16 protein-coding genes and 1 pseudogene are annotated in these 18,040 nt (G+C 71.4%); 7 read left to right on the forward strand and 10 right to left on the reverse strand.

Annotated features, from left to right (window positions below; translation table 11 throughout):
- The coding region (locus tag ACH4SI_RS37470) for an IPT/TIG domain-containing protein (RefSeq protein ID WP_398303946.1) at positions 1-1,029 on the forward strand (1,029 nt) is incomplete at its 5' end.
- Here ACH4SI_RS37470 and otr(A) read toward each other — a convergent pair.
- Complete coding sequence (gene otr(A), locus ACH4SI_RS37475; RefSeq protein ID WP_398303948.1) at positions 1,026-2,915, reverse strand: tetracycline resistance ribosomal protection protein Otr(A); 1,890 nt, start codon at positions 2,913-2,915, stop codon at positions 1,026-1,028. The genes ACH4SI_RS37470 and otr(A) overlap by 4 nt on opposite strands.
- A gap of 260 nt (positions 2,916-3,175) precedes the next feature.
- Between otr(A) and ACH4SI_RS37480 the strand changes: the two genes are divergently transcribed.
- Complete coding sequence (locus ACH4SI_RS37480; RefSeq protein WP_398303951.1) at positions 3,176-4,645, forward strand: glycoside hydrolase; 1,470 nt, start codon at positions 3,176-3,178, stop codon at positions 4,643-4,645.
- Between the two features lie 11 nt (positions 4,646-4,656).
- Here ACH4SI_RS37480 and ACH4SI_RS37485 read toward each other — a convergent pair whose 3' ends face one another.
- On the reverse strand, positions 4,657-5,256 hold the full coding sequence (locus tag ACH4SI_RS37485) for a TetR family transcriptional regulator (protein WP_398303953.1): 600 nt from the start codon (positions 5,254-5,256) through the stop codon (positions 4,657-4,659).
- Between the two features lie 128 nt (positions 5,257-5,384).
- On the opposite strand from ACH4SI_RS37485, the gene ACH4SI_RS37490 reads away from it, so the two are divergent.
- Positions 5,385-6,212, forward strand: coding sequence for an NAD(P)H-binding protein (locus ACH4SI_RS37490; protein ID WP_398303955.1), 828 nt, complete (start codon positions 5,385-5,387; stop codon positions 6,210-6,212).
- A 263-nt stretch (positions 6,213-6,475) separates the two neighbouring features.
- Here the strand turns inward: ACH4SI_RS37490 and ACH4SI_RS37495 are convergent, their stop codons facing one another.
- Entirely contained in the window at positions 6,476-7,450 is a 975-nt protein-coding gene (locus ACH4SI_RS37495; protein WP_398303957.1) for a Ku protein, read from the reverse strand.
- Positions 7,451-7,480: 30 nt separating this feature from the next.
- On the opposite strand from ACH4SI_RS37495, the gene ligD reads away from it, so the two are divergent.
- Positions 7,481-8,377 (forward strand): non-homologous end-joining DNA ligase, encoded by an 897-nt coding sequence (ligD, locus tag ACH4SI_RS37500; protein WP_398303959.1) that lies wholly within the window; start codon positions 7,481-7,483, stop codon positions 8,375-8,377.
- Complete coding sequence (locus ACH4SI_RS37505) at positions 8,374-9,297, forward strand: ATP-dependent DNA ligase (RefSeq protein WP_398303961.1); 924 nt, start codon at positions 8,374-8,376, stop codon at positions 9,295-9,297. The genes ligD and ACH4SI_RS37505 overlap by 4 nt, the downstream gene beginning before the upstream one ends.
- A 140-nt stretch (positions 9,298-9,437) precedes the next feature.
- On the opposite strand, the gene ACH4SI_RS37510 is transcribed toward ACH4SI_RS37505, so the two are convergent.
- Complete coding sequence (locus tag ACH4SI_RS37510; protein ID WP_398303963.1) at positions 9,438-10,358, reverse strand: 1-aminocyclopropane-1-carboxylate deaminase/D-cysteine desulfhydrase; 921 nt, start codon at positions 10,356-10,358, stop codon at positions 9,438-9,440.
- Positions 10,359-10,635: 277 nt separating this feature from the next.
- On the reverse strand, positions 10,636-11,022 hold the full coding sequence (locus ACH4SI_RS37515; protein WP_398303965.1) for an ATP-binding protein: 387 nt from the start codon (positions 11,020-11,022) through the stop codon (positions 10,636-10,638).
- 712 nt (positions 11,023-11,734) lie between these two features.
- Here ACH4SI_RS37515 and ACH4SI_RS37520 point away from each other — a divergent pair.
- Positions 11,735-11,866 (forward strand): annotated as a pseudogene (locus ACH4SI_RS37520) (MerR family transcriptional regulator); the annotation flags it as partial.
- Between the two features lie 311 nt (positions 11,867-12,177).
- Here ACH4SI_RS37520 and ACH4SI_RS37525 read toward each other — a convergent pair.
- The 5 genes from ACH4SI_RS37525 to ACH4SI_RS37545 form a co-directional block, all read right to left on the reverse strand.
- Positions 12,178-12,651 carry a thioesterase family protein gene (locus tag ACH4SI_RS37525; protein WP_398303967.1) on the reverse strand — a complete coding sequence of 158 codons (474 nt, stop codon included), beginning with the start codon at positions 12,649-12,651 and terminating at the stop codon, positions 12,178-12,180.
- Positions 12,648-13,625 carry a 3-hydroxyacyl-CoA dehydrogenase NAD-binding domain-containing protein gene (locus tag ACH4SI_RS37530; RefSeq protein ID WP_398303969.1) on the reverse strand — a complete coding sequence of 326 codons (978 nt, stop codon included), beginning with the start codon at positions 13,623-13,625 and terminating at the stop codon, positions 12,648-12,650. Before ACH4SI_RS37530 ends, ACH4SI_RS37525 begins: the two co-directional genes overlap by 4 nt.
- A 46-nt stretch (positions 13,626-13,671) precedes the next feature.
- Positions 13,672-14,565 (reverse strand): 3-keto-5-aminohexanoate cleavage protein, encoded by an 894-nt coding sequence (locus tag ACH4SI_RS37535; RefSeq protein ID WP_398303971.1) that lies wholly within the window; start codon positions 14,563-14,565, stop codon positions 13,672-13,674.
- Between the two features lie 32 nt (positions 14,566-14,597).
- Positions 14,598-15,500 carry a TetR family transcriptional regulator C-terminal domain-containing protein gene (locus ACH4SI_RS37540; protein ID WP_398303973.1) on the reverse strand — a complete coding sequence of 301 codons (903 nt, stop codon included), beginning with the start codon at positions 15,498-15,500 and terminating at the stop codon, positions 14,598-14,600.
- Between the two features lie 221 nt (positions 15,501-15,721).
- A complete protein-coding gene (locus ACH4SI_RS37545; RefSeq protein WP_398303975.1) occupies positions 15,722-16,621 on the reverse strand; it encodes a LysR substrate-binding domain-containing protein in 900 nt (299 codons plus the stop codon).
- A gap of 168 nt (positions 16,622-16,789) precedes the next feature.
- On the opposite strand from ACH4SI_RS37545, the gene ACH4SI_RS37550 reads away from it, so the two are divergent.
- Positions 16,790-17,971 (forward strand): mandelate racemase/muconate lactonizing enzyme family protein, encoded by a 1,182-nt coding sequence (locus ACH4SI_RS37550; RefSeq protein WP_398304163.1) that lies wholly within the window; start codon positions 16,790-16,792, stop codon positions 17,969-17,971.
- Positions 17,972-18,040: the final 69 nt, after the last annotated feature.

Below are 18,040 nucleotides of genomic sequence, written 5' to 3' on the forward strand. Positions count from 1 at the left end.
CGTCTCACCTACACGTACGTCGCCGGTCCGGTGCTGAGCGGGGTCTCGCCCGGTCAGGGGCCGGTGGGCGGGGGCACCTCGGTGACGCTGAGCGGCAGCGGTCTCGCCGGGGCCACGGCGGTGCAGTTCGGCTCCGTGACCGCGCCGTTCACCGTGGTGTCGCCGTCGCAGATCACGGCCGTGTCGCCGCCGGGAAGCGCCGGTCCGGTGCAGGTGACGGTGACCGGCCCGGGAGGTACGAGCAACGGGCTCACCTACACGTACGTCGCCGGTCCGGTGCTGAGCGGGGTCTCGCCCGGTCAGGGGCCGGTGGGCGGGGGCACCTCGGTGACGCTGAGCGGCAGTGGCCTCACCGGGGCCACGGCGGTGCAGTTCGGCTCGGCGCCGGCGGTGTCGTTCACGGTGGTGTCGGGGACCCAGATCACGGCGGTGGCCCCGCCGGGGACCGCCGGTCCGGTGCAGATCACGGTGACCGGCCCGGGCGGTACGAGCAACGGCGTCACGTACTTCTACGTCGGCCTTCCCACCCTCAGCTCCGTCACCCCCGGCCAGGGCCCGGCCTCCGGCGGCACGGCCGTCACCCTCGCGGGGACGAACCTGCTCGGCGCGACGGCCGTCAAGTTCGGCGCCGTCGCCGCCACGTCCTTCACGGTCGTCTCCGCCATCCAGATCAACGCGGTGGCGCCGCCGGGGGCCGCCGGTCCGGTGCAGGTGACGGTCACCACGCCGGGCGGCACCAGCAACGGCGTCACCTACCTCTATGCCGCCGTCCCCGTACTCACCAGCGCGGTCCCCGGCCAGGGCCCGCTGGGCGGCGGCAACACGGTCACCCTGTTCGGCAGCGGCCTGACCACGACGAGCGCGGTCCGTTTCGGCTCCACACTCGCCGCGTTCACGGTCGTGTCGGACGCCTGGGTGACGGCGACCGCCCCGGCTGGGTCGGCCGGGGCGGTCAACGTCACCGTGACAACGGACGGCGGTACGAGCAACGCCGTGAGCTACGCCCGCGTCGCAGGACCGGGTATCTAACGGGCGGCGCCGCCGGGGAGCGGCCGGTCGCCGGACGGGTGGGACAGCCACACCCCCTCGCCCCGCGACAGCCCCGGCAGCGCGTGCTCGAACTCGTGCACCGTCCGCACCGGAATCTCCCCCGTGAGCAGCCACCCCGCCCCAGCACCCGCGCTCTCCACGATGTCCGCCCCGACCGCGGCGAGCTGGGCCGTGACGGGGGCGAGCACATCGAACGGAACCTCCAACTCGAAGGCGTGGTACGGCTCGTACACCCGCCACCCCGCCCGCTCCAGGGCCTCTCCCAGCACCCCCGGGGTGACGCCCCGGAAGTCGGCGGCCGTGCTGATCGGGGCCGCGAAGCCCGAACGGATCAGGGTGACCCGGCAGTCCGTGACCGCCCGCCCGCGCGGGCCCTGGCGCAGCGTGGCGTGCACGGTCTGCTCGATCGCGGTGTGGAACGCCCGTGGCAGGGCGCCCAGTTCGGTCTCGTAGCCGAAGCCGACCCCGGACCCGGTCGCGGCGGGCTCGACGCGCAGCCCGACCGTCGCCCACGGCCCCGTATGGCCGCGCTCGGCCATCTCGTAGCACGCCTCGCCGACCCCCACCGGCCGCTCCACCAGGACCGGGCGGCTCGGCTCGAAGTCGGCCTCGATGCCGTACTCCTGGGCGAGGGTCGCGGCGATGATCTGCTTCTGGACCTCGCCGTACAGCAGCACCGAGGTGGCGCCGCCGGGCATCGCCCGGGCGTGGATCAGCGGATCCTGGTCGGCCAGGGCGAGCAGCGCGGTGTGCAACCGGGTGGCGGCCGCGGGGCCGGGTTCGCGGGTGTGGACGAGGGTGTGGAGGCTGGGCGCGGCGAAGTGGCGTTGTTCGTCAGCGTCGAAGTCCCCGAGCCGGTCGCCTACGCGGACCTCGGGCAGGCCTTTGATCCGCGCGATGTTCCCGGCGGTCAGCACCCGTTCCCCGGCCCGGCCGACGACCTCCAGCGCGGTGATCTGCCCGCTGTGCCCGGTGCCGGGCCGGTGCAGCGTGAGGTGCTGCCGTACGGTCAGCTCGCCCGAGAAGAGCCGCAGATAGGCGGTCTTCGTGGCGGAGCCCGCCGTCCGCTCGACGGCGAAGACGGTGCCCCGGGGCTTCGTACCGCCGTGGTCCGGGCCGGGCGGGACGAGCCGTACGACGCCCTCCACGAGGGCCGCGACGCCCTCCCCGCTCAGCGCCGAACCGCAGTACACCGGGTGCGCCCGCGCTTCCGCCGTCGCCGCGGCCAGCGCCGCGCGCACCTCGGCGGGGGAGGGGAGCGGGCCGTCCACGAGCCGGGCGAGCAGCGCGTCGTCGGTCTCCGCCAGCGCCTCGGCCGCCTCGGTGCGTACGTCGGCGTCGTCGAGCGACCGCGGGCGGGTGCGCGCGGCCCGCGTGCCCAGGTCCCGTACGTCCGTCAGGGACACGATGTGCGGCGCCAGCAGCCGCCGGATGTCCGTCAGCAGCTCCGCGTGCCGGGCGCCCGCCCGGTCGATCTTGTTGACGAAGAGCAACACGGGCAGCCGCAGCCGCCGCAGCGACTTCATCAGCACCCGCGTCTGTGCCTGCACGCCCTCGACGGCGGACAGCACCAGCACGGCCCCGTCCAGCACGCCGAGCGCCCGCTCGACCTCGGCGATGAAGTCGGAGTGGCCGGGGGTGTCGATCAGGTTGACCTGGGTGTCACCGGCGGAGAAGGAGGCGACGGCCGACCGCACGGTGATCCCGCGCTCCCGCTCGATGGCGCCCGTATCGGTCTGGGTGTCCCCGGAGTCGACGCTGCCGAGGCGGTCGATGACGCCCGCGTCGAACAGCAGCCGTTCGGTCAGGCTCGTCTTACCGGCGTCGACATGGGCGAGTACGCCGATGTTGATGGTGTGGTGCATGCGTGGTGATGTCCTCGAAAACGGTCGTCCGGCGGGGGCCCTGAGTCGTTCCGAGGAATCGGCGCATCGCATGCTCCTTGCGGTGTCGGCTTGCGGTGTCGGCGGAATGTCGCGGACATCTTGAGCGCGGCGGCGGGCCGGGAGCAACCGAATTACGGCCCGCCCGCTTCGTCGGGAGAAAGCGCTGTCATACCTCTCGACAACTCCCCCTCCGCGCCCGACGCTTCAGATCACGGGGCCCCAAGCGGCAGAAGGGACACATGGTGCGACGAAGAACGCTCCTCACGGCAGCAAGCGCAACTCTGCTCGGCACCGCACTCACCACCGGCACGGCCCACGCCGACGAAGCCGTCAGCGTCGACCCGGGCACCGACCACGGAGGCTGGGAGGGTTGGGGCACCTCGCTCGCCTGGTGGGCCAACCTCTTCGGTGGGCGGGACGACTTCGCCGACATCTTCTTCACCACCAGGAACACCGCCTACGCCGGTACCACCCTCCCCGGCCTCGGCCTCAACATCGCCCGCTACAACCTCGGCGGCTGCGCCTGGACCAGCGTGGGCGGCCAGTCCATGGCCGTCTCGCCCAACATCCCCCGCTTCAAGCAGATCGAGGGCTACTGGCACGACTGGTCCAGCGAGGACCCGGCGTCCGCCGCCTGGCGCTGGACCTCCGACGCGGCCCAGCGCGCGGCGCTCACCAAGGCCGTCCAGCGCGGTGCCGTCACCGAGCTGTTCTCCAATTCACCCATGTGGTGGATGTGCCTCAACCACAACCCCTCCGGCGCCGCGGACGGCGGCAACAACCTCCAGTCGTGGAACTACCGGCAGTTCGCCGTCTACCTCGCCACCACCGCCCGCTACGCCCAGGACCACTGGGGCGTGCGCTTCGCCACCGTAGAGCCGTTCAACGAACCCTCCTCCGCTTGGTGGAAGGCGGACGGCAAGCAGGAGGGCTGCCACATCGACGCGGCCGTGCAGCGCACCGTCCTCGGCCACCTGCGCACCGAGCTGGACGCCCGCGGCCTGACCGCCGCCCGCATCTCGGCCTCGGACGAGACCAGCTACGACCTGGCCCGCACCACCTGGGGCTCCTTCGACGCCGCGACCCGCGCCCTCGTCGACCAGGTCAATGTGCACGGCTACCAGGGCTCGGGCGGCCGCCGCGACCTGCTGTACGCGGACGTGCGCGCCGCGGGCAAGAAGCTGTGGAACTCCGAGACCGGCGACAAGGACGGCACCGGCCTCACCCTCGCCACCAACCTCTGCCTGGACTTCCGCTGGCTGCACCCGACCGCCTGGTGCTACTGGCAGGTCATGGACCCCAGCGCCGGCTGGGCGCTCATCCACTACGACCCGAACACCGCGCAGCCCGGTGCCGTGCAGACCAAGTACTACGTCCTCGCCCAGTTCACCCGGCACATCCGCCCCGGCATGCGCATCCTGGCCACCGGCTCGGACCACGCGGTGGCGGCGTACGACCCGGCCGCCCGCCGCCTCGTGCTCGTCGCCGTCAATCCCGGCGCCGCGCAGACCATGACCTTCGACCTGTCGCGATTCGGCCAGGTCACCGGCGGTACGGGCGGCCTCGTGCCGCGCTGGTCGACCCAGACGGCGGGCGGCGGAGACCTCTACACCGCGCGCCGGGACACGGTGCTGGACGGCAAGCGGCTGACCGTGCCGTTCGCCGCGCAGTCGGTGCAGACGTTCCAGATCGACGGCGTGACGGAGTAGCTACGTCGCTTTCAGGTCGCCAGGTGGCGGACGACCCTCCGCACCTGCTCCGCGTAGTGCTCGCGGAACTCCGGCGACTCCGGGTCGGCGTCGAAGAACTGCCGCACGGCGTGCGGCAGCGCGATCGGCGCCGTGACCAGGCTGACGTACAGCAGCATCGCCATGGCGGGATCGATGTCCTCCGCGATCTCGCCCGCCGCCTGGCGGCGCCGCAGGTCGGAGAGGTCCTCCGGGCCCTCCTCCGGCGCGGTGTCGTCCAGGCCGCACCAGGCGTTGAACCGGGTCGCCCGGGGGTCGGCGAACGCCTCGCTGAGGTAGCGGCCGACCAGCTCGTCCAGGGGGATCGTGGGGTCGTTGAAGGTCTCCTCGCGCTTCAGCCACTCGCGGCCCAGCTCCCGGTACAGGCCCTCCTTGCCGCCGAAGTGGTACGCGATCAGCTGCTTGTTGACGCCCGCCCGGTCCGCGATGTCCTGCACCCGGGCGCCCGCGTACCCCTTCTGCGCGAACTCGTCCCGGGCCGCTTCCAGCAGCAGCCGCCGGGAGCGCTCCGGGCACAGCTTGCGCTCCTCGGGCGCGGGGGCGCGGCGGGGCCTCTTCGGCGTCCCCTCCATGTCTTTCAACTCCTCGTGCTCGACCGGAACAGACTAGTTCCATCTATTTGTTTGACAAGTTCATCCAGTTGGATGAACGCTAGCGTCGAAGACACCGAAGTAGTTTTGGACAGGCAGGGAGACACGTCATGATCGTGGTAACCGGAGCCACCGGAAACGTCGGCGCGCACGTGGTGAAGGAGCTGGCCGCCGCGGGCGCGGAGGTCCGTGCGCTCACCCGCGACCCCGAGGCCGCGCGCTTCCCCGACGGTGTGCAGGCGGCACGGACCGACGACCTGCCGCTGGAGGGCGCCACCGGGCTCTTCCTCCACGCCGCGGTGACGTGGCAGGCGGGCGCCGAGAAGCTGCTCGAGCGGGCCAAGGAGGCCGGGGTGCGGCGCATCGTGATGCTCTCCTCGTCCTCCGTCCTCGAAAACAACGACCCGCAGACCAACCCGATCGGTGTCATGCACCGCGAGCTGGAGACCCAGGTCGAGCGCACCGGTCTGGAGTGGACCCACGTGCGGCCGGGCGCCTTCGCCGTGAACGCCCTCCAGTGGGCGGACCAGATCAAGGCCGGGGACGTGGTGTACGGCGCGCACGCCCGGGCGCACATGGCCCCCATCCACGAGGCCGACATGGGCGCCGTCGCCGCCCGCGCCTTCCTCTCCGACGACCTGGTCGGCCAGGCGCCCGAGCTGACAGGACCGGAGTCGCTGACCTTCGCCGACCAGGTGCGCGTCATCGGCGAGGTCATCGGCCGCCCCCTGCGGTACGAGGAGATCCCGGCCGAGGTGGCGCGCGAGAAGATGGTCGGCGGGTTCGTGACGCCGGAGATCGCGGACTCGCTGCTGCGGGTCTTCGGGGCGCTCGTGGACCGGCCGCAGACGATCTCCCCGGAGGTCGAGCGCATCACGGGCCGCCCGCCGCGGACGTTCGCGGACTGGGCCGCGGAGAACGCGCCCGCCTTCCGCTGATCGGTGGGGGCGCCGGGGGTGCGGCTCGGGTGCCGGGTGCGGGGCCCCTGCGGGGGCGGGGGTGGAGCGCGGTCGCTGGGGTGCGTGGTGAGGGTGCGGGGCCTCCGGGGCAGGGTCCGGCCCCCGCCGGTGGCACCGGCCTTCGTCCGGCTCCGGCCCGTCTGGTGGTCGGATGTCGGGTGGCTCCGCCCCTTCGCGTCGAGTGGCGGCTCCTCGGCCGGTGGTTCCGGGCCGCCCGGGGGCGGGCGCGGGCCCGGCCGGGTTCAGGCGCCTCGTTTGCCGGGCTGCTTCTTGGCGGCGGCCTTCTTGGGCGCCGCCTTCTTCGTGGCGGTCTTCTTCGTCGCCGCGGTCTTCTTGGCCGCAGTCTTCTTCGCGGTGGTCTTCTTCGCGGCGGCCTTCTTGGCCGGGGCCTTGCGGTCGCTCAATTCGGTGACCGTGGCTTTCTCATCAAGGGGCTCGCCGCGGGCCTCCTTCGCGCTGCGGACGCTGTCCTTCAGGGCGGCCATCAGGTCCACGACCTGGGCGCCGGTCGGGCGCTCGCCCGGTTCGGCGGTGGGGGTGGCGCCGGAGACCTTCGCCGCCACCATGGCCTCCAGGGCCTCGTGGTACTCGTCGTGCAGTTCGCTCAGGTCCACCTCGCCGAGCGTGGCCATCAACATGTCCGCGAGATCCAGCTCGGCCGGTTTCACCGTGACCTTCTCCTTGGGCGCCACGCCCGCCGGCTCGCGCACCTCGTCCGGCCACAGCAGCCGGTGCATGGCGATGGCGTCGCCGACGACGCGCAGCATCCCGAGCCGTTCCCGCCCGCGGTGGGCGTACTTCGTGATGGCGACCTTCTCGCTGCGCTTGAGGGCCTCGCGGAGGAGGGCGTACGGCTTGGCGGCGGCCGTACCGTTGGCGCCGAGGTAGTACGCGTCGCCCATCTGCAGCGGATCGATGTCCGAGGCGTTCACGAACGCCTCGATCTCCAGCGCGCGGGTGGTCGGCAGCGGAAGGGCGGCCAGGTCCTCGTCGGTGATCGGGATCAGGGCACCGTCGGCGTCCTCGTACGCCTTGCCGATCTCGTCCGCGTCGATCTGCTTGTCCTCCAGCTCGCAGATCTTGCGATACCGGATGCGGCCGCCGTCCGCGGTGTGGATCTGCCGGAAGGACACCGAGTGGTCCTCGGTCGCCGGATACATCTTGATCGGGATGCTCACCAGGCCGAACGAAATGTTCCCATTCCAGATAGATCGCATGCTTGATCCCTTTCGTGAGATTCTTATCGTATGTCCCCGATCACGGAGGTGGAGGGGCGACGGATCGCGCTCAGGAACCTCGACAAGGTCATCCATCCGGCCACCGGCACCACCAAGGGCGAGCTGCTGCACTATCTGGCGTCGGCCGCCGGGCCTCTGCTCGGCCATCTGCGGGGGCGCCCGCTCGCGTTCCTGCGCTATCCGGACGGCCCGGACGGACAGATGTTCTTCACCAAGAACCCGCCTCCCGGCACTCCCTCCTGGGTGACGACCGCCGAGGTCAGCCGCCATGAGGGGGAGACCGCGCGGCAGGTGCTGGTGCAGGACCTGGCGTCGCTGATGTGGGCGGCGAACCTGGTGGTCGAGTTCCACGCGCCCATGTGGCGGATCGACGAGGGGACGGGCGTCGCCGACCGGCTGGTCTTCGACCTCGACCCCGGCGCGCCCGCCACGATCGTGGACTGCTGCGCCGTCGCCGTATGGCTGCGGGAGCGGCTGCGCGCGGACGGGCTGGCCGCGTACGCCAAGACCAGCGGCTCCAAGGGGCTGCATCTGCTGACCCCGCTGGAGCCGACCCCGTCCCGGCAGGTCACCCACTACGCCCGGCGGCTCGCGGCGGAGGCCGTCGCCGCGCTGCCGGGGCTGGCCATCCAGAAGATGACGCGCTCCCTGCGGCCCGGCAAGGTGTTCGTCGACTTCAGCCAGAACGCCGCTGCGAAGACCACCGCCGCCCCCTATACGCCCCGCGCCCGCCAGGAGCCGACCGTCTCCACGCCCGTGACCTGGGACGAGGTGGAGGCGTGCGACGACCCCGGGCGGCTGGTCTTCCGGATCGACGACCTCCCCGCCCGCCTCGGCCGCCACGGCGATCTGCTCGCCCCGCTCCTCGACCCGGCCCACGCCCACCCGCTGCCCGCCACCCCATGACTGCCCTGTTGCCACCCGTGCCGGTGGCGCTCGCCCGGCCCGTCCCGACCCTGCCGGTCGCGGCGCCGGGGCGGCGACTGGCGTACGAGCCGAAGTTCGACGGCCATCGGCTGCTGATCTTCCGGCTGGCGGACGAGGTGCAGATGCAGGCCCGCTCCGGCCGCATCGTCACCCGCGCCTTCCCCGACCTGGCGGCCGCCGCGCTACGGCTCCCGGTGGGCACCGTGCTCGACGGGGAGGTGGTGGTCTGGGTCGGCCGCCACACCGACTTCGCCGCCGTCCAGAAACGCGCCGCCGCCGCGACGGAGGCCCGCGCCGCGCGGCTGGCCCGCGAACTCCCCGCCTCCTACGCCGCGTTCGACCTCCTCGCGCACGGCCCGGACGACCTGCGGCCCCTCCCGTACGAACGCCGCCGCGCCCTCCTCCTCGCGCTCCTCGAACCGCACGGTCCGCCCCTCCAGCCAGTCCCGATGACGATGGACCCGGACCTGGCCGCCACCTGGTACGAGGCGTTCCCGGCCATCGGCGTCGAGGGGCTGGTCATCAAGAGCCCCGACCAGCCGTACCGGGCGGGCCGGCACTGGCGGAAACTGCGGTACTCGGAGACCCGGGACGCCATGGTCGTCGGCGTCGTGGGCCCCCGCCTCCGACCCCGCGCCCTGGCCCTCGTCCTGCCGGGTGACGACACCCCGGTCGTCTCCGGCCCCCTCACCCCGGCGGTCCGGGCCCAGCTGGCCCCGGCCCTGCGCGACCTGCCGCCGGTGGAATCCCCGTCTCCGGACCTGCCCACGGCGATCGACACGGTCGGTGCGTGGATCGCCTACCAGCCGATCGCGCCGGAGCTGACGGTGGAGGTACGCCAGGAGAGCACGGTCCGCCACGCGGCGGTCGCGGTCATCCGGCTGCGGGCCCCGGAGTGACCCCCGGGCGGGGTTCGGGGCGGAGCCCCGGCGGGGGTGTGGGGGCGGAGCCCCCGCAAGGGGGTCTGGGGCGCAGCCCCGGCGGGGCCGGGGGCGGAGCCCCCGTTTCGGGAAGGGGCGGGGTGGGGAAAGACCGCCCCCTACCCCGGCTCCGCCGGGTCCGGCGGGCCGGTCACGACCGCCGTCACCCGCCCACCCCGTGGCAGCGTCCCCGCCTCGGCCAGCCCCCACACCCCCCACAGCATCTTCGCCACGTACCGCCGCTCCACCCGCACCCCACACCGCTCCTCGAACCCCGCCGCGAACGCCTCCAACTCGGCCGGGACCCGCCCGTAACCGCCCCCGTGCCAGCCGTGCTCGATACGCCAATTACCGAACGCCCGCCCCCACCCCCGTCGGTGCAGCCCGGCCACCTCGTCCTCCAGATACCCGGACGCCCCCTTCAGCACGGCGAACCCCACTGCCCGCGCCCCCTCCGGCAGGCCGGCGGCGATCCCGGCCAGCGTGCCGCCGGTGCCGACCGCGCAGCACACCACGTCGCGTGCGCCCAGGTCGGGCAGCTCCGCGACGAGTTCGGCGGTCCCGCGCGCGGCGAGCACGTTCGTACCGCCCTCCGGCAGGACGTAAGCCGGCCCCCACAGCCCCTCCAGCTCCCGCACCGTCCCCGGCTCGTCCAGGGAGCGCAGCATTTCCCGATACCTGGACCGATCGAGAAAGGCCAGCCGCATGCCGTAGGACTCGGCGAGCGCGAGGGACCAGTTGCGCGGGGCGTCGGCCAGCTCGTCACCCCGGATGATCCCCACCGTGGACAGCCCCCACGCGTCCCCGGCCGCGGCGACGGCGCGGATGTGATTGGAGTACGCCCCGCCGAAGGTGAGCAGCCGCGTGTGCCCCTGCTCGGTGGCGGCGCGCAGATTGGGCGTGAGCTTGCGCCACTTGTTGCCGGGGACGGTGGGGTGGATGAGGTCGTCCCGCTTCAGCCGCAGCTCCAGCCCCCGGCTCGCGAACCACTCGTCGTGCAGGTCCTGCACGGGGGACGGCAACCGGGGCTCAGGTGTCACCCGTCCAGTCTGTGTCATACGCCGTCGGCCGTGACGGGCGACCACGGCAATCGTGATGCCGCGTGAAGCAGTGCACCGAGCGCAAGCCGACGGCGTACGAGCGCGCGTGGGAGATGCGGAGCGGGGGCGGAACTTCCGTACGTTCCTACACGGCCGGGCCCGGACGCATGCCGAGGGGCCGGTGACCGCGTCCCACAGCGCGCTGGCCGTCAGCGCCGACTCGTTCACGCCCTTGGGAAGGCCACCGGTCAATCCGGTCGGCGTCGGCGCCTTGGCGCTATCGGGCGAGGAGGGCGCTTACGGTCTTGCCGCCCGCCTGGCGGTTCACGGTGGTGGCGCGGGCGAGGCGGTTGACCATGGGCCAGCCGAATCCTCCGGTGCCGTCGTTGAGATCGGGGGTGCGCATGCGCGGCGCTTTCGGGCTGTGGTCGTGCACGGCCGTCTCGATGCTGTCCGGGTGCGCGGTCAGATCCAGGGTGCAGGTGCCGCCGCCGTGGCGCAGGGCGTTGGTGACGAGCTCGGAGACGACCAGGACCACCGTGTCGGCGGCCTCGGCCGCGATGGCCGGTACGAGCCCGTCGAGGAAGTCCCGGGTGCTCTCGCGTGCGCCGGCGACGGATGTCGCGGAGCGGAGGGTCGCGACGTCGACGCTCATCGTGTCCATCTGGTCCCCCTGTCCTGGGATCGTCAGTGCCCGGTCCTGTCTGCCCGGAGCTTGTGCCCGGCCTTGAGGCCCGTTAACCCGGCTTGCACCCGCCACCCACCATCGTTCGAGGTCGATTACCTCATCTCCGACTGCGCGGAAATCTATGTCGGCTGTAGTAGACATTGGGCGTTGGTGTGGTTATGGTTTCTCTCGTAGCCGAGATCAACGGGGCCTGGCAGAGACGAACTGCCGGCCAGCAGTACACGCAGTTGCAGTTCGCAGTACCCAGCAGTGAAGTCAGTGAGCAGCACCTCGGTGAAGGCGTCGGCTGCGGACGCGCGCACCGGGAAGTTCGGCAGTGGGGTTCCAAGCCAGAGCAGACGCAGGACGGGCGACGGGGCTGGCTGCCGAAGGGTGGCGCTACGGCAGGCCACCAAGCAGTACGCAGGAGAGCAGTACCAGCAGTAGGTAAGTGATTGATCCCAGAGGGAAGAAACGGAGGAGCCAGGCGCCATCAGGATCGCCCGGGCGGAAGTCTTGAGCCCCGGGTACCGCAGGACATCGATAGTGAGGTGGTCTCCGGTCAAGCAACCGCGATCCCCGCACCCCCGACAGCATCTCGGTCGGGTCTGCGGAACAAGAAGGCCGGCGCAGTACCAGGGCCGGCAGATGGTGTAGCAGTTCCTTCGGGGCCCTGGTGCCAATGGCACCAGGGCCCCTCCACGCGTTCGTCGACCAGGGCACCCCCATCGAGGCCGCCTGTCGCATCGTCATCCTCGAAGACCAGCTTGAAGAAACCCAGCGCATCAACGCCGAACACCGCCGCACCGCCGGAACGGCGGGCCCCACAACCGCGGCCTGAGACGGCTGAGACCTGTAGCTCCCCCAGGAGCTTGCGGCTGCCGCACACGCATGCTGCCCGGGACGCAAAGCGTTCCGGGTAACTTCGTCTTCTACGGTCGGGCCGCAGTGGCGGTAGAACGTCACGACTGCCCGAACTGTGACACGCGCCCCGGACCGCTTCGCCGGGCAGGGGGAGGATGAGCTGCGCCGCCGGGCGCTCGCCTTGTACGGGGACATATCTACGCCACGGGGTGAGGAGGCGCGTCGAGGGGGTCACCGGGCCGTAGGAAACGGGCCGGTGACCCCCTCGTCTCTGCGTGCGCCGCCCGCCTAGGCGGCGGCGGGAATCGGGCCGATGGAGCGGCCCGCCCAGTCGGGTGCCTTTTCGACCAGGGAGGTGAGCCGCTCGCGGATCTCCTCCGGGAACGCTGCCGAGCGGCCCGCCTTCTGGTCGATGTGGAGGGCGAGCAGTTCGGTGGTGGCCACGGGATCGCCACCCTCCGGCTCGCCCACGTACATCTCGTGCGAGAACCGCACCTTCTTCTCGTCCACGCCCAGCACCCGGGTGCGGATGGTCAGCTCGGCGCCCTCCTCGACCTCGTGGAGATAGCGTATGTGCGTCTCGACGGTGTAGAGGGAGCAGCCGGTCTTCACCCGGTATCCGGAGTCGAGACCGGTCTCGACCATCATCTCGTCCGTGCTGTGTCCGAAAACGAGGACGTAGAAGGCCTCGCTCATATGACCGTTGTAGTCGATCCATTCCGGTCGGACGGTCTGGTGGTAGTGGGGGAGCTGGTCGCTCACTTGTCGCCTCCCTCGTTGCGCTGCTCGGGCAACCGGCCGGTTGCCCGCAGGACGTTGATCACGCCCTGGTCCCTTTCCGCGACGAGCTGGACGATACTCCGCCCGGCCGCCGCCTCGTCACATCCGTCGACCATGGCCGTACGCAACGAGTCGTCCAGCTCAGGGGCTTCGAGACGCGTCCATGGCGATTTCAGTGACGGTCCGAAGTGATCGAGCATATGCCCCATGCCGCCGTCGCCTCCCGCGAGGGCGAACGTCAGGCACGGCCCCATGAAGGCCCAGCGCAGGCCGGGTCCTTCCGTGATGGAGTCGTCGATGTCCTTCACCGTGGCTTCACCGTTCGCCACCATGTGCAGGGCCTCGCGCCACAGCGCCTCCTGGAGGCGGTTGGCGATGAAGCCGGGCAGCTCGCGGTCCATGGTGATGACGGACTTGGCGGCCGCCTTGTAGAAGGCGGAGGCCCATTCCACGGCCGCCGGGTCGGTCTTCTCGCCGCCGGCGACCTCGACCAGGGGGATCAGGTACGGCGGGTTGAACGGGTGGCCGACGAGGAGGCGGCCGGGGTCGGTGGCCTCGGTCTGCATGTCGGTCATCGGATAGCCGGAGGTGGAGGACGCGATGACGACGCCCGCCGGGGCGGCCGCGTCCAGCTGGGCCAGCAGGCTCCGCTTCAGCTCCAGCTTCTCAGGGGCGCTCTCCTGGACAAACTCCGCGTCGGCGACGGCCTCTTCGAGGGTGGCGGCGACGGTGAGGCGGTCCGGTGAGGCGCCCTCGGCCAGGCCGATCTGCTCCAGCGCGGGCCAGGCGGCGTCGACGAGGCGGCGCAGCTTGGTCTCGGCGTCCGGCGCCGGGTCCCAGGCGGTGACGTCGTAGCCGCGGGCGAGGAAGTGGGCGGCCCAGCCGCCGCCGATGACGCCCGCGCCGATACAGGCGACGCGGCGGACACGGTCGGGGGCGCAGGGGGGTGAGGGCATGGGGGTCCTAAGGAGGTGAGGAGGAGATGAGCGGGCCGGGAGGGGGTTACGAGCGCGGCTTGAGGCCGAGGCGCTGCCGGGCCTCCTCCGGCGTGGCGACCGTGGCGCCCAGCAGCTCGGTGATCTGGACGGCCCGTTCGACCAGCTGGCCGTTGGTGGCCTTGACGCCCCGACTGAGGTACAGGTTGTCCTCGAGCCCGACCCGTACGTTGCCGCCGAGCAGGATGGACTGGGCGACCCACGGCATCTGCATGCGGCCCAGCGCGAAGCTGGCCCACTGCGCGCCCTCGGGCAGCATGTCGACCATGGCCTTGAGGACGCCCGGCTCGGCGGGCGCGCCCCACGGGATGCCCATGCACAGCTGGAAGACGGTCGGGTCGTCGAGCAGCCCCTCAGCCAGCAGCTGCTTGGCGAACCACAGCTGTCCGGTGTCGAAGATCTCCAGCTCGGGGCGGACGCCCAGCTCCTGGATGCGCTTGGCGCCGGTGCGCAGCATGTCGGGGGTGGAGACGTAGAGGTTGCTGCCGTCGCCGAAGTTGAGCGAGCCGCAGTCCAGGGTGCAGATGTCGGGGAGCAGGTCCTCGACGTGCGGGAGCCGGTCCAGGCCACTGACCAGGTCGGTGCCGGGGAGGTGGGTGAGGGGCGCGTCGGGGTCGATGACGAGGTCGCCGCCCATGCCCGCGGTGAGGTTGATGACGACGTCGGTGCCGGTCTCCTTCACCCGCTCCACGACCTCGCGGTACAGCCGCGGATCGCGGGCGGGGGCGCCGGTCTCGGGGTCTCGTACGTGGATGTGGACCACGGCCGCCCCGGCCTCCGCGGCCTCGACGGCGGAGCGGGCGATCTGCTCGGGGGTGACGGGGACGTGGGGACTGCGGCCCACGGTGTCACCGGCCCCGGTGAGGGCGCAGGTGATGATGACGCTGTCGTTCATGGGCATGGCCTTCTCCGTCTTCTGCGACTGCTCCGTAGCTACGGGAACGGGGATGAACGGGTTTCGTCGGGTTGGTGAGGAGGGTGAGGAAGCTGTGCGGACAGTTCGGTGTCGACGTAGTCGAGGCAGGCGGTGCGCATGTGCTCCGCGCTGGTACCGCCCTCGCCGGGCGCGGTGGCCACGACCTGGGTGGCGAATCCGTCGATCAGCGCGGTGAGCTTCAGCGCGCTGAACTCGGGGTCGACGTCGCGGAAGACGCCCTGGCCGATGCCGCGCCGGATCACCTCGGCGATCGTCCGCCGCCACTCCCGGTAGAACGCGGCGTGCAGCTGTCCGATGGCGGTCGAGCGCGCGGCCTCGGCCCACAGGTCCATCCACACCAGCCACTGGTGGCGCTGCTGAGTGCTCTCCGGGACCTGGAGGTCGATGAGCTGGCGCAGCTCCTCGAGGGCGTCGTCGGCCTCCGCGAGGCGGGCGGCGCGGCGCATGGTGTCCTCGTCCATGCACCACCGCACGGCGGCTTCCAGTAATTCGGCACGGCCGGGGAAGTGGTAGTGGATGGCGGCGGTGCTGGTGTCGCACGCGGCGGCGATGTCGGCGACGCGTACGGAGTGGAAGCCGTGCTCGGCGATGAGCCGCACGGTCTCGCGCACGATCTGGAGGGGCCGCCCGCCCTCGGGGGGAGAGGTGCGGGCGGCCGGTTCAGGGGTGCCGGCGGCGGGTTCGCCGGGGTCGGCGGTGCCGAGCAGCCACCCGGCGTCGACCCGGCCCGCGTCGGCGATGCGGGCCAGTTCGGCGACGGTGAAACGGCGGGTGCCGCCGAGCGAGCGCGACAGCTTTGACGGGTCCATCACCACACGCCGCGCGAACTCCCGATGGCTGCAGCCCGCTTCGTCGATCACCTGACGGACGCGCGCCGCGACGTCGAACTCTTGACGCATGGCCGACACCGTACGGAGGTGTTGAGATAAGCGCAATGAATGCCAGTGTGAATTGCCCCGTTATGGGCGATGACATACCGGAATTTCCTGCGGATGATGTGGCCTGACTGACTCTTTGATCAGTGAGGGTCGGCAAGAAATCAGCCACGCGTGGTACATCCCCCGCCCGCGCGGCGGCGGCATCTCCCGCACTTCGTCGAAGGTCCGCCAAGGCAAGCCGTTCATGATCCCCGGGCGGGGTCCGATTCCAGACGGCGGAGCAGCGTGTGCAGGGCCGGGTTGTCGTTGTCCTCACGCCAGACGAGGTTGAGTTCCACCGGCCTGGGGGTGGGGAGTTCGATCGGTTTGAAGACGATGTCGGCGTAGCGGAGCCGGGCGGCGGCCTCGGGGACCAGGGCCACCCCCAGGCCGCAGTTGACCAGGGCCAGAATGCTGTGGACCTGGCTCAGGTACTGGCAGAAGACGGGGGCGACGTGCGCCGCGCGGAAAATGCTGATGAGCAGCTCGTTGAAGTAGCGGGCCTCGGTGGGCGAGTACATCAGGAACTGCTGCCCGTCGAAGTCGGTGATCTCCAGCGTCCCGTCGCGCGCCGCCAGGCCGTGGCCCCGCGGCAGCGCCGCGAGTAGCCGTTCGCGTACGGCCGGCCGGGTCCGCAGGTCGGGGCCGGTGACCGAGGGCCGGCCAAGACCCAGGTCCAGGCGGCTTTCGGTGAGGTCCTCCAGCTGGTCCCGGGTGACCATCTCCCGCAGCACGATCTCCGCGCGCGGCACGACCTCGCGGGCGGTCTCCAGCAGGGTGCCGAGCATGGAATAGGCGCTGGCCGCGGTGAATCCTATGACGATGCTGCCCGCCTCCCCGGTCGACACCTGCCGGACGGCGAGGGTGGCGTGCTCGGACTGCCGCAGGATGCGGCGGGCCTCGGTCAGGAAGGCGCGGCCGGCGGGGGTGAGCCGGACCGAGCGGTTCGTACGGTCCAGGAGCTGGACTCCCAGGTCGTTCTCCAGGAGCTGGATCTGGCGGCTCAGCGGTGGTTGCGTCATCTGGAGCCGCTCGGCGGCCCGGGTGAAGTGCAGTTCCTCGGCGACCGCCACGAAGCTGGTGAGTTGGGTGAGAGTGAACAACGATGCTCTTCCGGTATCAGCGCATACAAATTTTAAGTTAGACGGAGATCGTTCCACGACTTAGCTTCAAGGGGCGGCCGAGCGTGACACGCCCGCCGAACTCCGCGACCGGGTCCGCGAAGCGCGACCGGTCGCTCCGCCCCGCACTCACAGGAGCGCTCAGTGGTGATCTCTACGAAGCCGACGCCGACCCCGGACGCCGCACAGCAGGCAGGCGAGGCGACCCTCGACAGGATCTCCTGGATCAGGCTGTCGTCGGTGTTCCTGCCGCTGGCCACGCCCATCAGCGACGCCAAGGTCCTCACCGGGCGGCAGAAGCCGATGACCGAGGTGGCCTTCCTCTTCGTCGAACTGGCCACCGAACAGGGACATCAGGGCATCGGCTTCAGCTACTCCAAGCGCGCCGGGGGCCCGGGGCAGTTCGCCCACGCCCAGGAGATCGCCCCCACGCTGCTGGGCGAGGACCCCAGTGACATCGCCAAGATCTGGACCAAGCTGGTGTGGGCGGGCGCCTCCGTCGGGCGCAGCGGACTTTCCACCCAGGCCATAGCGGCCTTCGATGTCGCGCTGTGGGACCTGAAGGCCAAGCGGGCCGGTCTGCCGCTGGCCAAGCTGCTGGGTGCGCACCGTGACTCGGTGCGCTGTTACAACACCTCCGGCGGCTTCCTGCACACCCCCACCGAGGAACTGCTGGAGAACGCCTCCGCCTCCCTGGCCGACGGCATCGGCGGCATCAAGATCAAGGTCGGGCAGCCCGACGGCAAGGAGGACTTGCGCCGGCTGACCGCGGTGCGCGAGCACCTGGGCGACGAGGTGCCGCTCATGGTCGACGCCAACCAGCAATGGGACCGGCCCACCGCGCAGCGCATGGGACGCGCGCTGGAGGAGTTCGGCCTGGTCTGGATCGAGGAGCCGCTGGACGCGTACGACGCCCGTGGCCACGCGGCCCTCGCGGCCTCGCTGGACACCCCGGTCGCGACGGGGGAGATGCTGGCCAGCGTCGCCGAGCACTGGGAGCTGATCCGCAACGAGGCCGCGGACATCATCCAGCCCGACGCGCCGCGCATCGGCGGCATCACCCAGTTCCTCAAGCTGGCCGCGCTCGCCGAGCACCAGCAGCTCCAGCTCGCCCCGCATTTCGCGATGGAGATCCATCTCCACCTGGCCGCCGCCTACCCGCTGGAGCCGTGGGTGGAGCACTTCGACTGGCTGGAGCCGCTGTTCAACGAGCGGCTGCGGATCAGTGACGGCCGTATGTACGTGTCCTCCCGGCCGGGGCTCGGCATCACCCTCAGCGAGCGGGCCCGGGCCTGGACGCGCGCCGAGTGCGAGCTGGGCACGCGCCCGTAAGTGAAGTGGTGGACGCGCACCCATTGACCCGGCGCGCACGCCACCCTAACCTCCATTTTCATATGTAGA

It is taken from the genome of Streptomyces sp. NPDC021212 (assembly GCF_044332925.1).
GTDB lineage: Bacteria > Actinomycetota > Actinomycetes > Streptomycetales > Streptomycetaceae > Streptomyces.

Bases quoted from the DNA above. Each gene is read 5' to 3' on its own strand.
- ACH4SI_RS37480 (WP_398303951.1), top strand. From the start codon at position 3,176: ATGGTGCGACGAAGAACGCTCCTCACGGCAGCAAGCGCAACTCTGCTC.
- ACH4SI_RS37485 (WP_398303953.1), bottom strand. From the start codon at position 5,256: ATGGAGGGGACGCCGAAGAGGCCCCGCCGCGCCCCCGCGCCCGAGGAG.
- ACH4SI_RS37490 (WP_398303955.1), top strand. From the start codon at position 5,385: ATGATCGTGGTAACCGGAGCCACCGGAAACGTCGGCGCGCACGTGGTG.
- ACH4SI_RS37495 (WP_398303957.1), bottom strand. From the start codon at position 7,450: ATGCGATCTATCTGGAATGGGAACATTTCGTTCGGCCTGGTGAGCATC.
- ligD (WP_398303959.1), top strand. From the start codon at position 7,481: ATGTCCCCGATCACGGAGGTGGAGGGGCGACGGATCGCGCTCAGGAAC.
- ACH4SI_RS37505 (WP_398303961.1), top strand. From the start codon at position 8,374: ATGACTGCCCTGTTGCCACCCGTGCCGGTGGCGCTCGCCCGGCCCGTC.
- ACH4SI_RS37515 (WP_398303965.1), bottom strand. From the start codon at position 11,022: ATGGACACGATGAGCGTCGACGTCGCGACCCTCCGCTCCGCGACATCC.
- ACH4SI_RS37530 (WP_398303969.1), bottom strand. From the start codon at position 13,625: ATGCCCTCACCCCCCTGCGCCCCCGACCGTGTCCGCCGCGTCGCCTGT.
- ACH4SI_RS37535 (WP_398303971.1), bottom strand. From the start codon at position 14,565: ATGCCCATGAACGACAGCGTCATCATCACCTGCGCCCTCACCGGGGCC.
- ACH4SI_RS37540 (WP_398303973.1), bottom strand. From the start codon at position 15,500: ATGCGTCAAGAGTTCGACGTCGCGGCGCGCGTCCGTCAGGTGATCGAC.